Annotated in this window: 16 protein-coding genes; 9 read left to right on the top strand and 7 right to left on the bottom strand. The window is 70.5% G+C overall.

The window, feature by feature from the left end; translation table 11 throughout:
• The first annotated feature begins 2 nt into the window (after positions 1-2).
• A complete protein-coding gene (locus tag CF8_RS16840; RefSeq protein WP_156887257.1) occupies positions 3-416 on the top strand; it encodes a hypothetical protein in 414 nt (137 codons plus the stop codon).
• Between the two features lie 91 nt (positions 417-507).
• Here the strand turns inward: CF8_RS16840 and CF8_RS16835 are convergent, their stop codons facing one another.
• The 3 genes from CF8_RS16835 to CF8_RS16825 form a co-directional block, all read right to left on the bottom strand.
• Positions 508-1,356 (bottom strand): aldo/keto reductase, encoded by an 849-nt coding sequence (locus CF8_RS16835; RefSeq protein ID WP_010834299.1) that lies wholly within the window; start codon positions 1,354-1,356, stop codon positions 508-510.
• Positions 1,357-1,394: 38 nt separating this feature from the next.
• Positions 1,395-3,413: a M4 family metallopeptidase gene (locus CF8_RS16830; RefSeq protein WP_010834298.1), complete on the bottom strand. Its 2,019-nt coding sequence runs from the start codon at positions 3,411-3,413 to the stop codon at positions 1,395-1,397.
• A gap of 272 nt (positions 3,414-3,685) precedes the next feature.
• Positions 3,686-4,366 (bottom strand): SGNH/GDSL hydrolase family protein, encoded by a 681-nt coding sequence (locus tag CF8_RS16825; protein WP_010834297.1) that lies wholly within the window; start codon positions 4,364-4,366, stop codon positions 3,686-3,688.
• A 225-nt stretch (positions 4,367-4,591) separates the two neighbouring features.
• Here CF8_RS16825 and dnaK point away from each other — a divergent pair, with 225 nt between their 5' ends.
• From dnaK to CF8_RS16805, 4 genes are all read left to right on the top strand, one after another.
• Positions 4,592-6,466 (top strand): molecular chaperone DnaK, encoded by a 1,875-nt coding sequence (gene dnaK, locus CF8_RS16820; RefSeq protein WP_010834296.1) that lies wholly within the window; start codon positions 4,592-4,594, stop codon positions 6,464-6,466.
• A gap of 29 nt (positions 6,467-6,495) precedes the next feature.
• Positions 6,496-7,098: a nucleotide exchange factor GrpE gene (gene grpE / locus CF8_RS16815; RefSeq protein ID WP_010834295.1), complete on the top strand. Its 603-nt coding sequence runs from the start codon at positions 6,496-6,498 to the stop codon at positions 7,096-7,098.
• Positions 7,099-7,191: 93 nt separating this feature from the next.
• On the top strand, positions 7,192-8,367 hold the full coding sequence (dnaJ, locus tag CF8_RS16810; protein WP_010834294.1) for a molecular chaperone DnaJ: 1,176 nt from the start codon (positions 7,192-7,194) through the stop codon (positions 8,365-8,367).
• The gene (locus CF8_RS16805) at positions 8,364-8,783 is read left to right on the top strand and encodes a heat shock protein transcriptional repressor HspR (RefSeq protein WP_010834293.1); all 420 of its coding nucleotides are present in this window, start codon (positions 8,364-8,366) and stop codon (positions 8,781-8,783) included. Before dnaJ ends, CF8_RS16805 begins: the two co-directional genes overlap by 4 nt.
• Positions 8,784-8,795: 12 nt before the next feature.
• Here CF8_RS16805 and CF8_RS23275 read toward each other — a convergent pair whose 3' ends face one another.
• Genes CF8_RS23275 through CF8_RS16790 form a run of 3 tightly spaced genes read right to left on the bottom strand, consistent with a single transcriptional unit; the run spans position 8,796 to position 11,007 of the window.
• Positions 8,796-9,527, bottom strand: a complete 732-nt coding sequence (locus CF8_RS23275) for a pentapeptide repeat-containing protein (RefSeq protein ID WP_010834292.1) — start codon at positions 9,525-9,527, stop codon at positions 8,796-8,798.
• Complete coding sequence (locus CF8_RS16795; protein WP_036491304.1) at positions 9,524-10,456, bottom strand: PfkB family carbohydrate kinase; 933 nt, start codon at positions 10,454-10,456, stop codon at positions 9,524-9,526. The genes CF8_RS23275 and CF8_RS16795 overlap by 4 nt, the downstream gene beginning before the upstream one ends.
• On the bottom strand, positions 10,453-11,007 hold the full coding sequence (locus CF8_RS16790) for a cysteine hydrolase family protein (RefSeq protein ID WP_084622914.1): 555 nt from the start codon (positions 11,005-11,007) through the stop codon (positions 10,453-10,455). The genes CF8_RS16795 and CF8_RS16790 overlap by 4 nt, the downstream gene beginning before the upstream one ends.
• Before the next feature lie 168 nt (positions 11,008-11,175).
• Between CF8_RS16790 and CF8_RS16785 the strand changes: the two genes are divergently transcribed.
• The 3 genes from CF8_RS16785 to CF8_RS21155 all read left to right on the top strand — a co-directional run bounded on the left by CF8_RS16785 (position 11,176) and on the right by CF8_RS21155 (position 14,146).
• Positions 11,176-12,513, top strand: coding sequence for a DUF445 domain-containing protein (locus CF8_RS16785; RefSeq protein ID WP_232211526.1), 1,338 nt, complete (start codon positions 11,176-11,178; stop codon positions 12,511-12,513).
• Positions 12,510-13,427, top strand: a complete 918-nt coding sequence (locus tag CF8_RS22620) for an Abi-alpha family protein (RefSeq protein WP_010834288.1) — start codon at positions 12,510-12,512, stop codon at positions 13,425-13,427. Before CF8_RS16785 ends, CF8_RS22620 begins: the two co-directional genes overlap by 4 nt.
• A gap of 86 nt (positions 13,428-13,513) precedes the next feature.
• Positions 13,514-14,146, top strand: a complete 633-nt coding sequence (locus CF8_RS21155) for a TetR/AcrR family transcriptional regulator (protein WP_010834287.1) — start codon at positions 13,514-13,516, stop codon at positions 14,144-14,146.
• Positions 14,147-14,150: 4 nt separating this feature from the next.
• Here CF8_RS21155 and CF8_RS16770 read toward each other — a convergent pair whose 3' ends face one another.
• On the bottom strand, positions 14,151-14,882 hold the full coding sequence (locus tag CF8_RS16770; RefSeq protein WP_010834286.1) for a DUF2786 domain-containing protein: 732 nt from the start codon (positions 14,880-14,882) through the stop codon (positions 14,151-14,153).
• Between the two features lie 161 nt (positions 14,883-15,043).
• Here CF8_RS16770 and clpB point away from each other — a divergent pair, with 161 nt between their 5' ends.
• Complete coding sequence (gene clpB / locus CF8_RS16765; RefSeq protein WP_010834285.1) at positions 15,044-17,626, top strand: ATP-dependent chaperone ClpB; 2,583 nt, start codon at positions 15,044-15,046, stop codon at positions 17,624-17,626.
• The last annotated feature ends 104 nt before the right edge of the window (positions 17,627-17,730 follow it).

The raw sequence follows: 17,730 nt of genomic DNA, 5'->3' as shown, positions 1-17,730 counted from the left end.
TCGTGAGCCTGCGACCCACTCTGCGCGCGTTGTCCCTCGTGGCGGCAGCCACGCTCCTGGTGGGTTGCGAAGACACACCGTCCGTCCCGTCACCCCCTGCTGACGCATCGCACGCCGTGGTCCTCGAGACCTACCTGCGGGCCCTCCTCGCCGAGGACTGCGTCACCGCGCACGCACTCGGCACTGACACGTTCACCGTGGGCAACGGGGAGCTCTGCGACGCGGTGGTGGTCAGTGCGTTCGAGCCGATCGGCGAGCCCGCCGGCCCGCGTGATGGTGAAGTCACCTATTCCACTGTCCTCACGACCTCCGGAAGTGGGGACGGCTCCATCCGACCCGGCAGGCTGACCTGGTTCTACTCGCTCGCCGAGCGGGACGGCGAGTGGCGCCTGGTCGGCGGCGGCTCCGGGCCGTGACCACTGCTCCCTCCCCCTGTCCGCCCAGCAGCGGTCGCACACCGCTGGTGCAGGCGTACGGCGACGCCGCGCGCGTGAGGTTGGCGCCGACTCAGCGGGGGATGTAGTCGAACAGGTCGGGGTCGGGACCGAGTCGCCCGGCGGAACCGGCGTCGAGCTCGTCGATCGCCGCCATGTGCGTGTCGGCCAGCGACCAGTCGAAGAGGTCGAAGTTCTGCTGCATCCGCTCGCGGTGCATCGACTTGGGGAAGACGATGTCGCCGCGCTGGAGGTGCCAGCGCAGGGCGACCTGGGCGGGTGACTTCCCGACGAGCGAGGCGAGCTCGCCCATCACGTCGTCGTCGTTGACCTTGCCCTGCGCGATCGGGGACCACGCCTCGGTGACCACGCCGTGGCGTGCGTTGGCCGCGCGGACGTCCTCGTTGGCGAAGAACGGGTGCACCTCGACCTGGTTGACGACGGGGACGACGCCGGTCTTGGCGACGATCTCGTCGAGGTGGGAGGGCTGGAAGTTGGAGACGCCGATCGAGCGTGCCTTGCCCTCCTCCTGCAGCGCGACGAGCGTCTCCCACGTGGAGACGAAGTCGCCGTCGTAGCGCGTCGGCAGCGGCCAGTGGATGAGGAAGAGGTCGACCTGGTCGAGCCCGAGCCGGCTCAGCGACTCCTCGAGCGACCGGCGCGCGTCGTCGGGGAGGTGGAAGCCGTTGTTGAGCTTCGTCGTGATGTAGAGGTCGTCACGTGCGAGCCCGGAGTCCTTGATGGCCGCACCGACGCCCTCCTCGTTCTCGTACATCTGGGCCGTGTCGATGTGGCGGTAGCCGACCTCGAAGGCCATCAGCACGGTCGCGGCGGTCTCGGCCGGCGGCACTTGGTAGACGCCGAAGCCGAGCTGCGGGATCGAGGTGCCGTCGTGGAGCGGGAGGCTGGGAACGGAAGTCATGACTCGAAGATAACCAGCCGTCCCCAGCCTCCCAGGGTTCAGCTCACGCTGACCGCGGTGTCGTCGACGACGAAGCTCGTCTGCAGCGACGAGTCCTCGTTCATCAGGAACTTCACCGTCACGGCCTTGCCCTTGTGGCTGAGCAGGCTGTGGCTGAACTGCGTGTACGTCGCATTCGTCCCGACGTTGCTGAACGTCCGCAGTGTGCTGGTGACCCCACCGACGACGACCTGGACCTTCATCGTGTCGTAGACGGTCGAGCCGCTCTCGGCCGTGTCGGTGCGGATCCAGTAGGTCAGATTGGCGGCCGTGGCGGTCGCCGGGATCGTGACCGTCTGGGTGAGGTTCTCCGTCGACGTGGCGCCGTTCCCGCCGAACCACGCCTTGTAGGAACCGGTGCGGGCCGGGCGGCTCGCGCTGGTGGTGATCAGGCCCGTGTTGCCGGCCCACGATGCGGCACCGGACTCGAAGCCACCGTTGAGCAGGATGTTGCCGCCGGTGGGCGGTGGCGTGGTGCCACCACACGTCGGGTCAGCCGTCTGCGCCGGCACGTTGACCGCGTCCCAGGCCGTCTTCACGGCGTTGAACTGGGCGCAGGTGCTGTCGAGGTTCTTGGCCGCCTGCAGCGTCCAGGTGCGGTACTTCAGGTAGGACGACGTGGAGGTCTTCATCAGCATGGCGTTGTAGAGGACCTTGATCGCGGACTGCTCGCCGATCGCGGTGACGGTGGTGCCGTCGCACTTGGAGACGCCGCCGCGCGAGAGCAGGTAGAACCAGTGGTCGCCGGGGCCGGCGGCCGCGTGCACCTCGGCGTTGGGGATGGAGGTCGTCCAGCAGGCCGGGTCGCCCGCGTTGGCCGGGTTGGAGCCGTCGCGGATCGGGCCCTGGCCGACGAGGTCGATCTCCTCGCCGATGGTGTGGTCGGGGGAGTCGTACGGCGACGTCTGGCCGTCGTAGTACTCCGTGGCCGTCGCCAGCGCGTCACCGATGAACTCCTGGGTGCCCCCGCCGGAGATCCCGCCCGGGGTCTTGTCGTCGACGCCGTGGCCGAACTCGTGGGCGACCACGTCGATGGAGCTGATCCACTGGTTCGACTGGTTGTGGCCGATCTGGATCTGCGTGCCGTCGTAGTAGGCATTGATGTCGTTGAGGCCGACCCGGATCGGCACCCAGCCGCCGGTGCCGTTCATGCCGTTGCGGCCGAGCCAGGACGACATCATCGCCTTCATCTGCTGTGCGCCGTAGAGCGCGTCGACGCAGCCCGTCTCCTTGTTCGTGGCGATGCCGTTGCCCCACACGTCGTCGGTGCCCGAGAAGGTGACGTTGTTGGCCGAGTCCTGGCACTTCAGCGTGGTCGCCGTCGGGTCCGTCATGGTGAAGCTGCTGCCGGAACCACTGGTGGCGAAGGTCAGCGGGTTGGGCCCGCTGTAGGCGGCGGTGCCGCTGCCGTGGATCACGTGCTCCTTGGTCCCCAGGACGGATCCGTCCTGCGCATCGACGTACACCGACTGGCGCGAGGCCGTGCCGGCGTCGCGGCCCGAGACGGTGGTCTCGTAGGCGAGGCGGCTGGTGGCGCCGTCCTGCCAGATGACCAGCGTGGTCGCCTCGACGTTGTCGACCGCGTCGACCTGCGCGCGGGAGATCTCGACGGCTCGCTCGCGCGCGAGCGCGGGGGGCGTGGAGGCGACGTCGACCGGTGCGGTCTGGGCCACCTCGGTGTTGAGGACCGCGCCGTCGGCACCGGTCACGACGACGAAGTCGCCGCCGATGACGGGCAGGCCCCGGTGCAGGCGCTCGTAGGCGACCGAGACGGTGCCGTTGCCGCCCTGCAGGGTGGCGGTGCGGATGAGCTTGTCGCCCTCCGACAGCTTCACCCGGCCCTCGTGCCTGGCGATCCACTGGGCCGCCCTGTCGTTGGCGGCCTGCAGTGAGCTGGTGTCGTCCTGTGCGGCGTTGGCCGACATCACCGAGGTCGTCGGGATGGCCAGCGTGGCGGCCGACAGGGCCAGCGCGGCCAGACCTGCCAGTCGTGGAGTGCTCGCGAGTGAGCGTGTCACGGGGGTTCCTCTCCTTCATGGCCGGATCTCGGCCATCCGATGCACCTGCGGAGTAACAGGCGCACTGCACAAACTGGCAATGCGAAGGGGCATCGGTCTATGGAGAACGCCATGCAGGAAGGTGCAATGCGTGAAGATGTAGAAGTGACCCGCACGGTGTTGCGGAGGCCGACCAGCAGCACTCGTTCCCTCAGTCACGTGTGCCTTCAGCGCGCAGGTAGGTAACTGGTTACCTACTTCCGGACAGGCGCTCGCCAGTGTCTGGATCGGCCTCAGCCCAGGAGGCCGCGGGCCACGAGCTCGCTCGCGACGCGCTTGCCGTACGCCGCGTGGCCGGCGCGGGTGAGGTGCAGCCGGTCGGACAGGTAGGAGAGCTCCCACGCGCTGGTGTCGAGGTAGGCGACGCCGTACTCCTCGCACAGCGCGGCCAGCGTGGCGTCGACCCGCGCGACGCCGGCGGCCCGCGACGGCGCGGACGCGGGTCCGACGACGGCGACGCGACGACCCTCGAGGGAGTCCATCAGCGAGCGGAAACCCGCGCGGATGTCGGCCGTCGGCTGGTCGACGTCGTTGAGGCCGCCCGCCACGACGACGAGGTCGGCGCCCCGGGTGGCAGCGACGCGGGTGACGAAGGCGCGGTTGCCGCAGTGGCTCGCGCGCCGGCTGAAGCCCGACCCGGAGAAGCCGGCGACCGTGACCCGGGCCGCGAGCTCGCTGGGCCAGGAGCCGCCGAGGTCGCCCAGCCCCAGGCCGACGGTCCACGAGTCGCCGATGACCGCGACCGGGGTGCCGCTGCCCGTCAGGAGCTGGGCGCGGGCCGCCGCGTCGGTCGCGTGCCGCTCGCACAGGGCGGCGTCCGCTCCGCGGGCCCGCGCGGTCAGCAGCACGGACGTGACGAGGAGTACGGCGAGCGCCATGACCGCGAGGTGGCGGACGTCGACTCGCAGGATCACCCCAGAAGTGTGCGGTCAGGACCGGGGTCGCGCAGGCAGTTGGGAAAAGTCGTCGCGGGCCGGAACAAGGACGCCTGCTCCTGCGTTGGAGCCCCTGAACAGACTTGAGTTGAATCGACTCAACTTGTTTGCCAGACTCGTCGCTGTCGCGGCAGGATGGCGTTGCGCCACCACCCAGACATCGCAACACACGCAAAACACTCGGTATCCCAGGAGGTACACCCCATGGCTCGTGCGGTCGGCATTGACCTCGGGACGACGAACTCCGTCGTCTCCGTCCTCGAAGGTGGAGAACCCACCGTCATCGCCAACGCAGAAGGCGCTCGCACCACCCCGTCGGTGGTCGCGTTCGCCAAGTCCGGTGAGGTCCTCGTCGGTGAGGTCGCCAAGCGGCAGGCCGTCACCAACGTCGATCGCACCATCCGCTCCGTCAAGCGCCACATGGGCACTGACTGGAAGCAGAAGATCGACGACAAGGACTTCACGCCCCAGCAGATCAGCGCGTTCATCCTGCAGAAGCTGAAGCGCGACGCCGAGGCCTACCTCGGTGAGACCGTCACCGACGCCGTCATCACGGTCCCCGCCTACTTCTCCGACGCCCAGCGCCAGGCGACCAAGGAGGCCGGCGAGATCGCGGGCCTCAACGTCTCGCGCATCGTCAACGAGCCGACCGCGGCCGCGCTGGCCTACGGCCTCGACAAGGGCGACGACCAGACGATCCTGGTCTTCGACCTCGGTGGCGGCACGTTCGACGTGTCCCTGCTCGAGATCGGCGAGGGCGTCGTCGAGGTCAAGGCGACCTCCGGTGACAACCACCTCGGTGGCGACGACTGGGACAACCGGGTCGTCGAGTGGATGGTCAAGAAGTTCAAGGACAACAACGGCGTCGACCTCGCGGCCGACAAGATCGCCAAGCAGCGCCTCCAGGAGGCCGCCGAGAAGGCCAAGATCGAGCTGTCGTCCTCGAGCGAGACCACGATCCACCTGCCCTACATCACCCACGGCGAGGGCGGCCCGCTGCACTTCGAGGAGAAGCTGACGCGCAGCGAGTTCCAGAAGCTCACCGCCGACCTCCTCGACCGCACCCGCGAGCCCTTCAAGTCGGTGCTCAAGGACGGCGGCGTCGAGGTCAGCAAGATCGACCACGTCGTGCTCGTCGGTGGCTCGACCCGCATGCCGGCCGTCTCCGATCTCGTCACCGAGCTGCTCGGCGGCAAGCAGCCCAACAAGGGCGTCAACCCTGACGAGGTCGTCGCCGTCGGCGCCGCCCTCCAGGCCGGCGTCCTCAAGGGCGAGGTCAAGGACGTGCTGCTCCTCGACGTCACCCCGCTCTCCCTCGGCATCGAGACCAAGGGCGGCGTGATGACCAACCTCATCGAGCGCAACACCACGATCCCGACCAAGCGCTCGGAGATCTTCACCACCGCCGACGACAACCAGCCGTCGGTCGAGATCAAGGTCGCCCAGGGCGAGCGCCAGCTCTGGTCGCAGAACCAGCCGCTCGGCAACTTCGAGCTGACCGGGCTGCCGCCGGCCCCGCGCGGGATCCCGAAGATCGAGGTCACCTTCGACATCGACGCCAACGGCATCGTGCACGTCTCCGCGAAGGACCACGCGTCCGGTCGCGAGCAGTCGATGACGATCTCCGGCGGTTCGGCCCTGTCCAAGGACGAGGTCGCCCGCATGGTCAAGGAGGCCGAGCAGTACGCCGAGGAGGACGCCAAGCGTCGCGAGGCCATCGAGGTCCGCAACCAGGCCGACAGCCTCGTCTACTCGACCGAGAAGTTCCTCACCGAGAACGGCGAGAAGATCCCCGAGGACGTGAAGACCGAGGTCCAGGCCGACGTCGACGCGCTCAAGGAGACCCTGGCCAAGGAGGACGCCTCGGCCGAGGACCTCACGGCCGGTGTCACCAAGCTCGGTGAGTCCAGCCAGAAGATGGGCGCCGCGATGTACGCCGCCGCCGAGGCCGACAACGCCGGCGACGCGACCGAGGGTGCTGGCGACGACCAGGCCGACGACATCGTCGACGCCGAGATCGTCGACGAGCCCGCCGACGACTCGTCGGACGGTGCGACCGCCGAGGGTGAGTCCAAGTGACTTCATCCTTCGGGGACGAAGCAGCCGAGATGGCGAACGAGACCGAGGTCGAGGTGCCCGCTGAGGGCGCCTCGGCCTCGGCCGGCGCCGACACCCCGGTCGACCCGCACGCCGAGGAGATCAGCGGCATCGACAACCTCCTCGAGGAGGGGGGTCCGCTCGAGCCCCAGGACGTCGCTGAGGTCGAGCAGGTCGCGTCGGTCGAGGAGCAGCTGGCGGAGCGCACGACCGACCTGCAGCGCCTGCAGGCGGAGTTCCTCAACTACAAGCGCCGTGTCGACCGCGACCGTGGCCTGATCGCCGAGAACGCGACGTACAAGGTCCTGCAGCCGATCGTCGAGGTGCTCGACACGATCGACCGCGCGCGTGAGCACGGTGAGCTCGAGGGCGGCCTCAAGGCCGTGGCCGAGCAGCTCGAGCGGATCGTGAACGGGCTCGGCCTGACCCGCTTCGGCGAGCCGGGCGAGGCGTTCGACCCGACGCTGCACGAGGCGCTGAGCCACCTCGGCACCGACCCGGACGTCGAGGTGGTGACCGCGAAGGTGGTGGCCAAGGCCGGCTACAAGATCAACGACCGGGTGGTGCGCGCCGCGCAGGTGCTCGTCGTCGACCCCGAGACGCCCGAGAGCTGACCGACCGATCACAACGTCATGGGGAGTGGTCGTCCGAACGACCGGTCCCCATGACGTCCCAGCAGACCCGACCCACGAGGAGGAGGTGAGCGCATGGCTGACAAGAACGACGGGTTCCGCAACGACTGGGCTGCCAAGGACTTCTACGCCGTGCTCGGCGTGAGCAAGGACGCGACGGCCGACGACATCAAGAAGGCCTACCGCAAGCTCGCGCGCGCCAACCACCCCGACTCCAACCCCGACGACGCCAAGAAGCACGACACCTTCAAGTCGGTGGCGGAGGCCTACGACGTCGTGGGCGACGCGGACAAGCGCAAGAAGTACGACGAGTTCCGCGCGCTCACCGCAGGCGGTGGCGGCTTCGGCGGCTTCAACCGCGGGGGCGCCGGCCAGGGCGGGTTCGACATCAACGACCTGCTGCGCGACCAGGCCGGTGGCGCCGGCTTCGGCGACATGTTCGGCGACCTCTTCGGTGGTGGCGGAGCCCGCCAGCAGCGCCAGGCCCGGCCCCGCAAGGGCGCCGACCTCGAGGCCACGACCACGATCGGGTTCGTCGACGCCCTCGACGGCACGACGATCTCGCTGCGCCTGACCTCGGATGCGGCCTGCCCCACCTGCAAGGGCACCGGTGGCAAGCCCGGCACCCGACCCCACATCTGTCCCGAGTGCGAGGGCGCCGGCTACGTCGTGGCCGGGGTGGGCGGTGCGTTCTCGATGAATGAGACCTGCCCGACCTGCCACGGTCGCCAGCTCGTCTACGACGAGGCGTGCCCGGTCTGTCACGGCACCGGTCGTGGCACCTCCGCGCGCACGGTCCAGGCGCGGATCCCGGCCGGGGTCAAGGACGGCCAGAAGATCCGGCTCCGTGGCAAGGGCTCCCCGGGCGAGAGCGGTGGCCCGGCGGGCGACCTCATCGTCGCGATCAAGGTGGCCGGCCACCCGGTCTTCGGACGCAAGGGCGACAACCTCACCATCGAGGTGCCGGTCTCGTTCGACGAGGCCGCGCTGGGTGGCGACATCAAGATCCCGACCCTCGGTGGCGCCCCGGTCACGTTGAAGGTGCCGGCCGGCACCCCCAACGGCCGGACCTTCCGTGTCCGCGGCAAGGGCGCCCGCAAGCCCGACGGCACCCACGGCGACCTGCTCGCCACGATCGCGGTCGTCGTGCCGGCCACCCTCGACGAGGCTGCCCGCGAGGCGCTCGCGACCTACCGCGCCGCCACTGCGTCGACGCCGGTGCGTGATCAGCTCTTCCGGGACGCCCAGTGAACACCTTCGGCACCCCCTCGCCCGACGCGGCCGTCTACGTCATCAGCGTGGCGGCCGAGCTCACCGGGCTGCACCCGCAGACCCTGCGTGCCTACGAGCGGATGGGGCTGATCACGCCCAGGCGCACGCCGGGCGGCGGCCGGCGCTACTCCCACCACGACCTCGAGCTGCTGCGTGAGATCGCCGACCTGACGGCCCACGGCACCGGGATCGAGGGCGTGCGCCGCATCCTCGAGCTCGACAACCAGGTCACCGCCCTGCGCCACCGCAACGAGGACCTCGTCGCCGAGCTGGAGGCGACCCGGGCGGCGCTACGCCAGGCCCGCGCGGCCGCGGGGGCAGTCCACCCCAACACGCTGCCCGTGCTGCGCCACTCGGCCGCCGGCCAGTCGGTCGTGGTCTGGCGCCAGCCCTGAGCCCGGCCCGGGTCAGACCCGGAGCACCGCGCGCTGCGCGACGGTGAGGAACAGCGCCTCCGACAGCTCCGCCCCACGGGCGTCGGCGCCGCGGAGGTCGGCCCCGAGCAGGTCCGCATCGGTGAGGTCGCAGCCACGCAGGTCGGCGCCGAGGAGCACCGCCCCGCGCAGCGCTGCGCCACGCAGGTCGAGCTCGCGCAGGTCGCGCCCGGCGAGGTCCTGACCGGTCAGGTCGAGCGCGTCGGTCCAGTGCGCACGGACGCCGCGGCTCGCCTCGCCGAGCACCGCGCCCACCTCGAGCCGGAGCTGGTCGATGTCGAGGGCGAGCAGCTCCTCGGGGGTGCCGCCGACCAGGCCCACGACGCGTTCGAGCCACGGGCCTGCGGGGCCGGCGCTGCGCCGTACGGCCTCGTCGAGCAGCGCGAGCATCTCGTGCAGCTGGCGCATCACCGAGAGCACCGCCGCCATCTCGCCGAGGTTGCCGCCCTCGCGCCACGAGACCCCGCCGTAGGTCACCTGCGCGACCTGCTGGCCGGCGCCGAAGCAGTCGAAGGCCACGCAGCCGGACCAGCCGTCCTCGCGCAGGGTCGCGTGGATCCCGCAGCGGTCGCGGTCGTCGAGGTTGTGGCACGGCACGCCGCTCGGCTTCGTCTCCGGGAAGCTCTCGCCCTTCTGGAAGGGCAGCAGCACGCAGCACAGCGCGAAGCACTGCGAGCAGTCGGCCTGCAGGACGGGCAGGTTCACGCCTGCTCCGCCAGGAACGCGTCGACCTCGGCGGCGGTGGGCGCAGTCGCGGGGCCGCGTCGTGTCACCTTGATCGCCGCTGCGGCATTGGCCCGGCGGCAGCCCTCGACCCAGGGGGTGCCCGCGGCCACCTCGGCCAGCAGGGCTCCCGTGTGGGTGTCGCCGGCACCGTTGGTGTCCAGGGGCGTCTGCGGGAAGCCCGGCACGAGGACAGCTTCGCCGTCGACGAGTACGGCGCAGCCGGCCGCTCCGTCGCGGACGATCGTGATCGCATCCCCGCGCAGGAGCGGGGCGACCGCGGCAGTCACGGCGGCCAGGTCGTCGGCCTCGGGCGTGCCCAGGATGTCGGCAGCCTCCTCCAGGTTGCTCGACCAGACGTCGGTGAGGGCGAGCATCTCGGTCCGCACGTGCGGCGAGAGGCCGGCGAAGGCCGAGCCCGGGTCGAGCACCACGACGACGCCGGCGTCCAGGGTGCGCAGCCAGGCCAGGAGCGGCTTGCCGGTCTGCTCGAGCGCGAGCGAGAACCCGGTGACGCACACGAGGTCCCCGGGCTCCGGCGCCGACGTCGCGAGCGACTCGGACGTGATCTCGCGCTCGGCGCCGAGGGTGGTGACGAAGGTGCGCTCGGCACTCGGCTCGATGAGCACGACGCAGATGCCGGTGTCGTGGCCGCTGATCGGCGGCGCGCTCAGCTCGACCCCCTCCGCCGCGAGCGCCTGCCGCACGAGGTCGCCGTGCGGTCCCGTGCCGTGGGCGCCGGCGTGCACGCACCGGGCACCCGACCGCGCGGCCGCGACCAGCACCGTCACGGCGCCGCCGGCGTAGTCGGTGACGGAGGTGGCCATCACGTTCTGCCCACGCTCGGGCAGGTCGGGCACCTCGATCACGACGTCGACGAGCGCCTGACCGGTGTGGATCACGCGTGTCACGCGAGCACCTCGGCGGTGGTCGCGATGGTGATCTGCGGTGGGTAGAGGCCCATCACGGCCAGCGCCGACCGGTGGTTCTCCGGCGTCGAGCCGGCGCACGCGTCGGACACGATCGTCACGGTGGCGCCGGCGTCCGCGGCGGCCAGCGCGGTGGAGATGACGCAGCAGTCGGTGGCGACGCCCGCGATCACGAGCCGCGGTGTCGGCCCGGTGACCTCGGCGAGGGTCGGCCCCCACTTGCCGAAGGTGGTCGCGGTGACGACCGTCCTCGCCAGGTCCGCCAGCTCGTCGACGACGTCGAAGAGCGGGTCGTCGTCCGGCACGTCGGCGAACGGCCACGCCTGGAGGTACGGCGCCCAGCTGCCCTGCGCCGGGTCGGGGGACACCCAGCGGGTGACCACGGTGCGGTCGCCTGCGACGGCCGCGAGGCGCCGTACGGGATCGAGGATGTCGGTGAACATCGGCGATCCCCACGGGCTGTCGGGCGAGGCGAAGATGCGCTGCGGATCGATCACGACCAGCCAGGCGTCGGAATGCATCGTGACGGTCATGGCCTCCACGATGTCAGGAAAGCCCGCAGTCCGGGGCTCCGCACCCGCGTTGCTTGACGAATGGGCGCTATTTGTACACCATATTGTCGTAGTCACTCGTGGCGTGTGTGTGGAGGCCCTAGGGTGCGCCTGACAGGCCGGGCCCCGGCCGTGAGTGGAGTTGTGACCGTGGCAGACGTCTGGGACTGGTTGCTGCACGTGGACTGGACGCTGCAGCGGATCGACACGCCGATGGAGTGGCTGGCCTTCGCCTCGATCCCGCTGTTCACCGCCGCGATCGGCTGGCTCATCAACCTCACCGGGCTGTGGATGCTGTTCTTCCCGATCCACTTCCACGGGGTGAGGGTTCGCGGTCTGGCTGAGCTGACGCGTCGCGCGCCGCACAAGATCCAGGAGATCCCCGGCCTGCTCACCGGCGGCATCGGCTGGCAGGGCATCGTGCCGGCCCGCGCCGCCAAGATGGGCAGCATCGCGGTGGACAAGGCGATCGCCAAGATCGGCACGCCCGCCGACTTCTACGAGCAGCTCGAGCCCGACCGGATCGCCGACCACATCGTCAAGGTCTTCGAACCCGAGCTGCCCGAGCTCGTCGACTCGGTCATGCGGCGCGAGCACCCCAGCCTCTGGCGTGACCTGCCCGCCGTCGGCAAGCGCGCCCTCGTCTCGCGCGTGCAGCTGCAGCTGCCCGCCGTGGCGCGGTCGGTGACCGGGCAGATCGGTGAGCACATCGACCAGCTGCTCGACCCCAAGCTGATGATCATCAACCACTTCCGCGAGCACCCCGAGCTCGTCGTCCGGGTCTTCCGCGACATCGGCGCCCACGAGCTGCGGATGATGGTCCACTTCGGTGCCATCTTCGGCTTCCTGCTCGGTGTCCCGGTCGCGTTCGCCGACCACTGGTTCCACCAGGCGTGGCTGCTGCCCGTGCTCGGCATCCTGGTCGGGTGGATCACCAACAAGCTCGGCATGTGGCTGATCTTCGAGCCGCTGGTGCCGAAGCGCTACTTCGGCTTCCGCTTCCACGGGCTCTTCCTGCGCCGTCAGGACGAGGCTGCGGAGATCTATGCGCGGCTGATCGCCGACGAGGTCGTCACCCTCGAGCGCATCGGCGACTTCCTGCTCGACGGTCCGCGCGGTGATCGCACCCGGCAGATGCTCGTCGGTGCCCTCGGCCCGGCGATCGACAAGGCCGCCGGCCCACTGCGGGCGGCCGCCCGGATCGCGATCGGGCGCCGGTCCTACGACAACATCAAGGACTCCTTCGCCGAGGAGGCGATGCTGCAGACCGTCCGCCCGTTCCGCGACCCGGAGTTCAGCCGCCAGCAGGGCGTGCGGATCCAGCAGCTGTTCTCCGAGCGCACCAAGGCCCTGCCGCCCGAGGAGTTCGTGGAGATGATGCGCTCGGCCTTCAAGGAGGACGAGTGGATGCTCTACGCCCATGGCGCCATCATGGGCTTTGCTGGTGGGCTGGTGCACTTGGCGATCTTTGGAGTGGGTGGCGGATGACGATCGAGCTCGACAACAGCGACGACGACGGGCCGGTGCACGTCCCCGAGCCGATCGGACCCGGGATGACCGACGTGCCGGGGCTGGCCCGACTCGCGGCGTCGACCTGGCTGCACGGCACCGAGTGGGGCCTGATGACCTCGGCCAGGGTCGCCGGCCGGCTGGCTCGCGCCACCACCGACCGGGAGGAGGCGCAGGCCCTCGTCAAGGACGTCGGCAAGACCGCCCACCTCGTCTCCGACGTCACGCGGGCGCTCTCCGCGGGCGCCCCGCTCCCGGAGATCCTCGCCCAGATCGGCGACTCGTTCGGGGAGCTGGCCGACCCCGTGCTGGCACCGGGCCAGCAGCGGACCACGCCCCTGCAGGACGCGGGGGAGCGGATGCTGCGCCGCGTGCCCAGCCTGCGCGAGCGCGGCACCGAGCTGCTCGAGCGCAGCCGCGACGTCTGGCGCACCGACGCCGCCCACCCCGCCTACGCACGCATCCTCGAGGAGCTGGCCCCCGACGAGGCGCGGGTGCTCGTGCTGCTGATGCGTGGCGGGCCGCAGCCCAGCGTCGACGTACGCACCGGTGGGGCCGTCGGCATGGTCAGCTCGACGCTGGTCAAGCCCGGCCTGACGATGATCGGGCCCCGGGCGGGCTGTCGCTACGTCGACCAGGTCCCGTCCTACCTGCACAACCTGTTCCGGCTCGGGATGGTGTGGTTCTCCCGCGAGCTGGTCAGGGACCCGATGGAGTACCAGGTGCTCGAGGCCCAGCCCGACGTGATCGAGGCGATGAAGTCCGTGCGGCACGCCAAGGTCCTGCGTCGCTCGATCAACCTCACGCCGTTCGGCGAGGACTTCTGTCGTGCCGTCCTCGTCGACCAGGACGACGCGACCGACCTCCCCGATCACCCCAAGCCCGAGGCGTGATCGCGAGACGAGCCGGCGGCCGAGCGCATCGTCAGCCAGGGCTGATCGGTTCTTCCTGAGCCACTTCCGCGTGTCACGATTGCGCCATGAGAGAGCCGACTGAGGCGCGGACCGGGGGCCTGTTCCGCGAGCGCGTGCACAGCCTGTTGCGCTCCTCGATCCTCGACGCCGCCTGGTCCCGCGCGGCTGAGGTCTCCTGGACCCAGGTGCGGATGGTCGACCTCGCCGACGAGGTGGGTGTCAGCCGGCAGACGATCTACAACGAGTTCGGTTCCAAGGACGACCTCGTGACGGCCCTGTTCGAGCGCGAGGTGTCCCGCTTCCTCGCGGGGATCGAGGGACGGATGTCGGGTGCCGAGCGCTATGACGAGGCGATGCGCTCCTCCCTCGTGTGGCTGCTCGACGAGATGGCCGGGCACCGCATCCTGGGCCGGATGGTGAAGGACGCGCAGGCCGGGTCGACCGACGGCCTGATCCCCCTGCTCACCGTGCAGACCCACGCGATCATCAAGCCGGTCCGCCGGCGGGTGGTCGAGATGATGCTGGAGAGGTGGCCCGATCTCGACCGCGACGCCACCGAGGTGAGCGCCGAGCTGGTGGTGCGCTTCGTGCTCGGGCAGCTCATCACCCCGACCGAGCTCGACCGCGACCGGATGATCGACGGCATGATCGCGATGACGGTGGAGCTCCAGCGCCGGTCGAGCGCAGCGAAGCCCTGACCGATCAGCCGAGCCGCTTGCGATCGGCGGCGCGGACGCGGGTGGCGCGGCCGAGGTCGGCCCGCTCACCGGCAGCGTGGCCGTCGGCGATGCCGCCGCCGGAGAGGTAGCGCGGCCGGGCGGTGCGCAGTCGGGGGTAGGCGTCGGCCGCGGAGCGCTCGGCGAGGGTCGCCCGGTCGGCCAGCACCAGTGCCGCGGACGTGCCGACCGCGGCGAAGTCGGCCTCCGAGTCGCGGGCGGCTGCCGCCTCGGCCTCCTCCAGGCGGCGACCGATCGCGGAGGCGAAGCCCAGCCACCAGGTGCGCCGGTAGGCCGCGGGGTGCTCGCCGGGCGGCACCGGTCGGCGGGTGAGCTCGCCGGTGCCCTGCACCATCAGGCTGGTCAGGAGCATCTCGGCCAGCACCAGGTCGGTCGTGTGGCCGAACAGGTGCAGCGAGTGGGCGGTCTCGCCACCACCGCGCTGCTTGCGCAGGACGGCACTGCAGCGCAGGCCGCGTGCGACGGCCGCGCCGAGCGTGCCCTTCTCATAGGCGTACGGCGCCAGCAGCTCGACGGTCAGGTCGCCGACCACCTCGCGACCCGGGTCGGCGGCCGCGAGCAGGGCGGCGTCGACACCGTGGCGCGCCATCAGCTCGGCGGCCTTGGCGTTGAACGCCTCCGCTTCGGCGGTGGTCGCTGCGGGGTCCTCCGCCTGCGCGAGCAGCTTGCGGATCCGGGCCAGCTTGTCGTCGTACATCTGTCTCCTCACGGCTGTGCGGGCACGATGGCACGGCACACCGACATTCGGCGAAGTTGAGGGGAATCGACTCAACTTCTGGCGCGTTGAACCGGCGGTGCACCACAGTGGTCCACCAGTGATCGACCAGTGGTCGACCATGACTCGATGGAGGAGCAGAGTTGAGCCAGTTCGGCGCCGAGAAGTTCACCACCCGCAGCCGCGAGGTCATCGAGGCCGCGCAGCTGTCCGCCACCACCGCCGGCAACACCCAGACCGAGCCGATCCACCTGCTGGTCGCGCTGCTGCGCCAGGAGGACGGCACGGCCCGCAACCTCATCACCAAGGCCGGCCTCGACGCCGCCGTCCTGACCGCGCAGGCCGAGCAGGCCCTGGGCGCCCTGCCCAAGGCGAGCGGCGCCACCGTGCAGCAGCCCGCCGCGAGCGCGGCGCTGACCCGCGTCCTGGCCAGCGCGATCGACCTCGCGGGCAGCATGAAGGACGACTTCGTCGCGACCGAGCACCTCTTCATCGCGCTCGCCACGGTCGAGTCGACGGCCCGCAAGATCCTCACCGACGCCGGCCTCACCGAGGCCGGGCTGCGCGAGGGCCTCACGGCCATCCGTGGCAACCGGCGCGTCACGAGCCCGGATGCGGAGTCGACGTACGAGAGCCTCGAGAAGTTCTCGATCGACCTGACGCGCGCGGCGCAGGACGGACGGCTCGACCCCGTCATCGGCCGCGACGCCGAGATCCGGCGCGTCATCCAGGTCCTCAGCAGGCGGACGAAGAACAACCCGGTGCTCATCGGCGAGCCCGGCGTCGGCAAGACCGCCGTCGTCGAGGGGCTCGCGCAGCGCATCGTCGACGGCGACGTGCCCGACTCGCTCAAGGGTCGGCGGCTGCTCAGCCTCGACCTGGCGGCGATGGTCGCGGGTGCGAAGTACCGCGGCGAGTTCGAGGAGCGGCTCAAGGCCGTGCTCGAGGAGATCAAGGACGCCGGCGGGCAGGTCATCACCTTCATCGACGAGCTGCACACCGTCGTCGGCGCGGGCGCCGGCGGCGACTCCGCGATGGACGCCGGCAACATGCTCAAGCCGATGCTCGCGCGCGGCGAGCTGCACATGATCGGCGCGACCACGCTCGACGAATACCGCGAGCGGATCGAGAAGGACCCCGCGCTGGAGCGCCGTTTCCAGCAGGTCTTCGTCGGTGAGCCGAGCGTCGAGGACACGATCCAGATCCTGCGCGGCATCCAGGAGAAGTACGAAGCCCACCACGGTGTGCGCATCACCGACGCCGCGCTCGTCGCGGCCGCCACGCTCAGCGACCGCTACATCACCGGCCGCCAGCTGCCCGACAAGGCGATCGACCTGATCGACGAGGCCTCGTCGCGGCTGCGGATGGAGCACGAGTCGAGCCCGGAGGAGATCGACCAGCTCCGCCGCCAGGTCGACCGGCTGAAGATGGAGGAGTTCGCGCTCGCCAAGGAGTCGGACGACGCGTCCGTCGAACGGCTCGCGGTGCTCAAGGCCGACCTCGCCGACAAGGAGGAGGAGCTGCGCGGGCTCGAGGCCCGCTGGGAGCGGGAGAAGTCGACGCTCGAGGGCGAGGGTGAGCTGCGCCGCCAGCTCGACGCGCTGCGGATCGAGGCCGACAAGCTGCTGCGCGAGGGTGACCTCGCCGGCGCCAGCAAGATCAACTACGAGTCGATCCCCGCGCTGGAGAAGCAGATCGCCAACGCTGAGGTGACGGAGGAGGCGGTCACCGAGAAGCTCGTCGGCGACGAGGTCGGTGCCGAGCAGATCGCCGATGTGGTGGAGGCCTGGACCGGCATCCCCACCGGTCGGCTGCTGCAGGGCGAGACCGCCAAGCTGCTCGAGATGGAGTCGGTGATCGGCGCGCGCCTGATCGGCCAGCACGACGCCGTACAAGCAGTCAGTGATGCCGTACGGCGATCGCGAGCCGGCATCGCGGACCCGAACCGTCCGACGGGGTCGTTCCTCTTCCTGGGCCCGACCGGCACCGGCAAGACCGAGCTGGCCAAGTCGCTGGCCGACTTCCTCTTCGACGACGAGCGGGCGATCGTCCGCATCGACATGAGCGAGTACTCCGAGAAGCACAGCGTGAGCCGGCTCGTCGGCGCTCCTCCCGGCTACGTCGGCTACGACGAGGGCGGCCAGCTCACCGAGGCGGTCCGCCGGCGGCCCTACAGCGTGGTGCTGCTCGACGAGGTGGAGAAGGCGCACCCGGAGGTCTTCGACATCCTGCTGCAGGTGCTCGACGACGGGCGCCTCACCGACGGCCAGGGGCGGACGGTCGACTTCCGCAACACGATCCTGATCCTGACCAGCAACCTCGGTTCGCAGTTCCTGGTCGACCCGACGCTCGCGCCCGAGGCCAAGCACGAGGCGGTGATGGGCGTCGTGCGCTCGTCCTTCAAGCCGGAGTTCCTCAACCGGCTCGACGAGATCGTCATGTTCGACGCGCTCACCAAGGACGACCTCGCGCACATCGTCGACCTCCAGCTCGCGCTGCTCGAGCAGCGGCTCGCGGTGCGCCGGATCTCGATCCACGTCACCGACGCGGCCCGCGCCTGGCTCGCGGAGACCGGCTACGACCCGGCGTACGGCGCCCGCCCGCTGCGGCGCCTGATCCAGTCCGCCATCGGCGACCCGCTCGCGCGGCTGCTGATCGGCGGCGAGGTCACCGACGGTGGCACGGTCACGGTCGACGTCGGTGAGGACGGGCTCGTCCTGGGCTGAGCGGGGACAGAGGGGTGTGACCGTCGCCACAAAAATGTGGCGGAAGGTCTAGCGGGGTGTGACCCACGCCACTACGGTGACGTAACCGTAATCGTGGGCGGTCG

The organism is Nocardioides sp. CF8 (genome assembly GCF_000389985.1).
GTDB classification, from domain to species: domain Bacteria; phylum Actinomycetota; class Actinomycetes; order Propionibacteriales; family Nocardioidaceae; genus Nocardioides; species Nocardioides allogilvus.
Note: the sequence above shows the minus strand (reverse complement) of the source record. Positions and strands in the feature narration are given on the sequence as shown.

Coding starts and splice junctions, on each gene's coding strand:
- CF8_RS16835 (WP_010834299.1), bottom strand. CDS start 1,356: ATGACTTCCGTTCCCAGCCTCCCGCTCCACGACGGCACCTCGATCCCG.
- dnaK (WP_010834296.1), top strand. CDS start 4,592: ATGGCTCGTGCGGTCGGCATTGACCTCGGGACGACGAACTCCGTCGTC.
- grpE (WP_010834295.1), top strand. CDS start 6,496: ATGGCGAACGAGACCGAGGTCGAGGTGCCCGCTGAGGGCGCCTCGGCC.
- dnaJ (WP_010834294.1), top strand. CDS start 7,192: ATGGCTGACAAGAACGACGGGTTCCGCAACGACTGGGCTGCCAAGGAC.
- CF8_RS16790 (WP_084622914.1), bottom strand. CDS start 11,007: ATGACCGTCACGATGCATTCCGACGCCTGGCTGGTCGTGATCGATCCG.
- CF8_RS22620 (WP_010834288.1), top strand. CDS start 12,510: ATGACGATCGAGCTCGACAACAGCGACGACGACGGGCCGGTGCACGTC.
- CF8_RS21155 (WP_010834287.1), top strand. CDS start 13,514: ATGAGAGAGCCGACTGAGGCGCGGACCGGGGGCCTGTTCCGCGAGCGC.
- CF8_RS16770 (WP_010834286.1), bottom strand. CDS start 14,882: ATGTACGACGACAAGCTGGCCCGGATCCGCAAGCTGCTCGCGCAGGCG.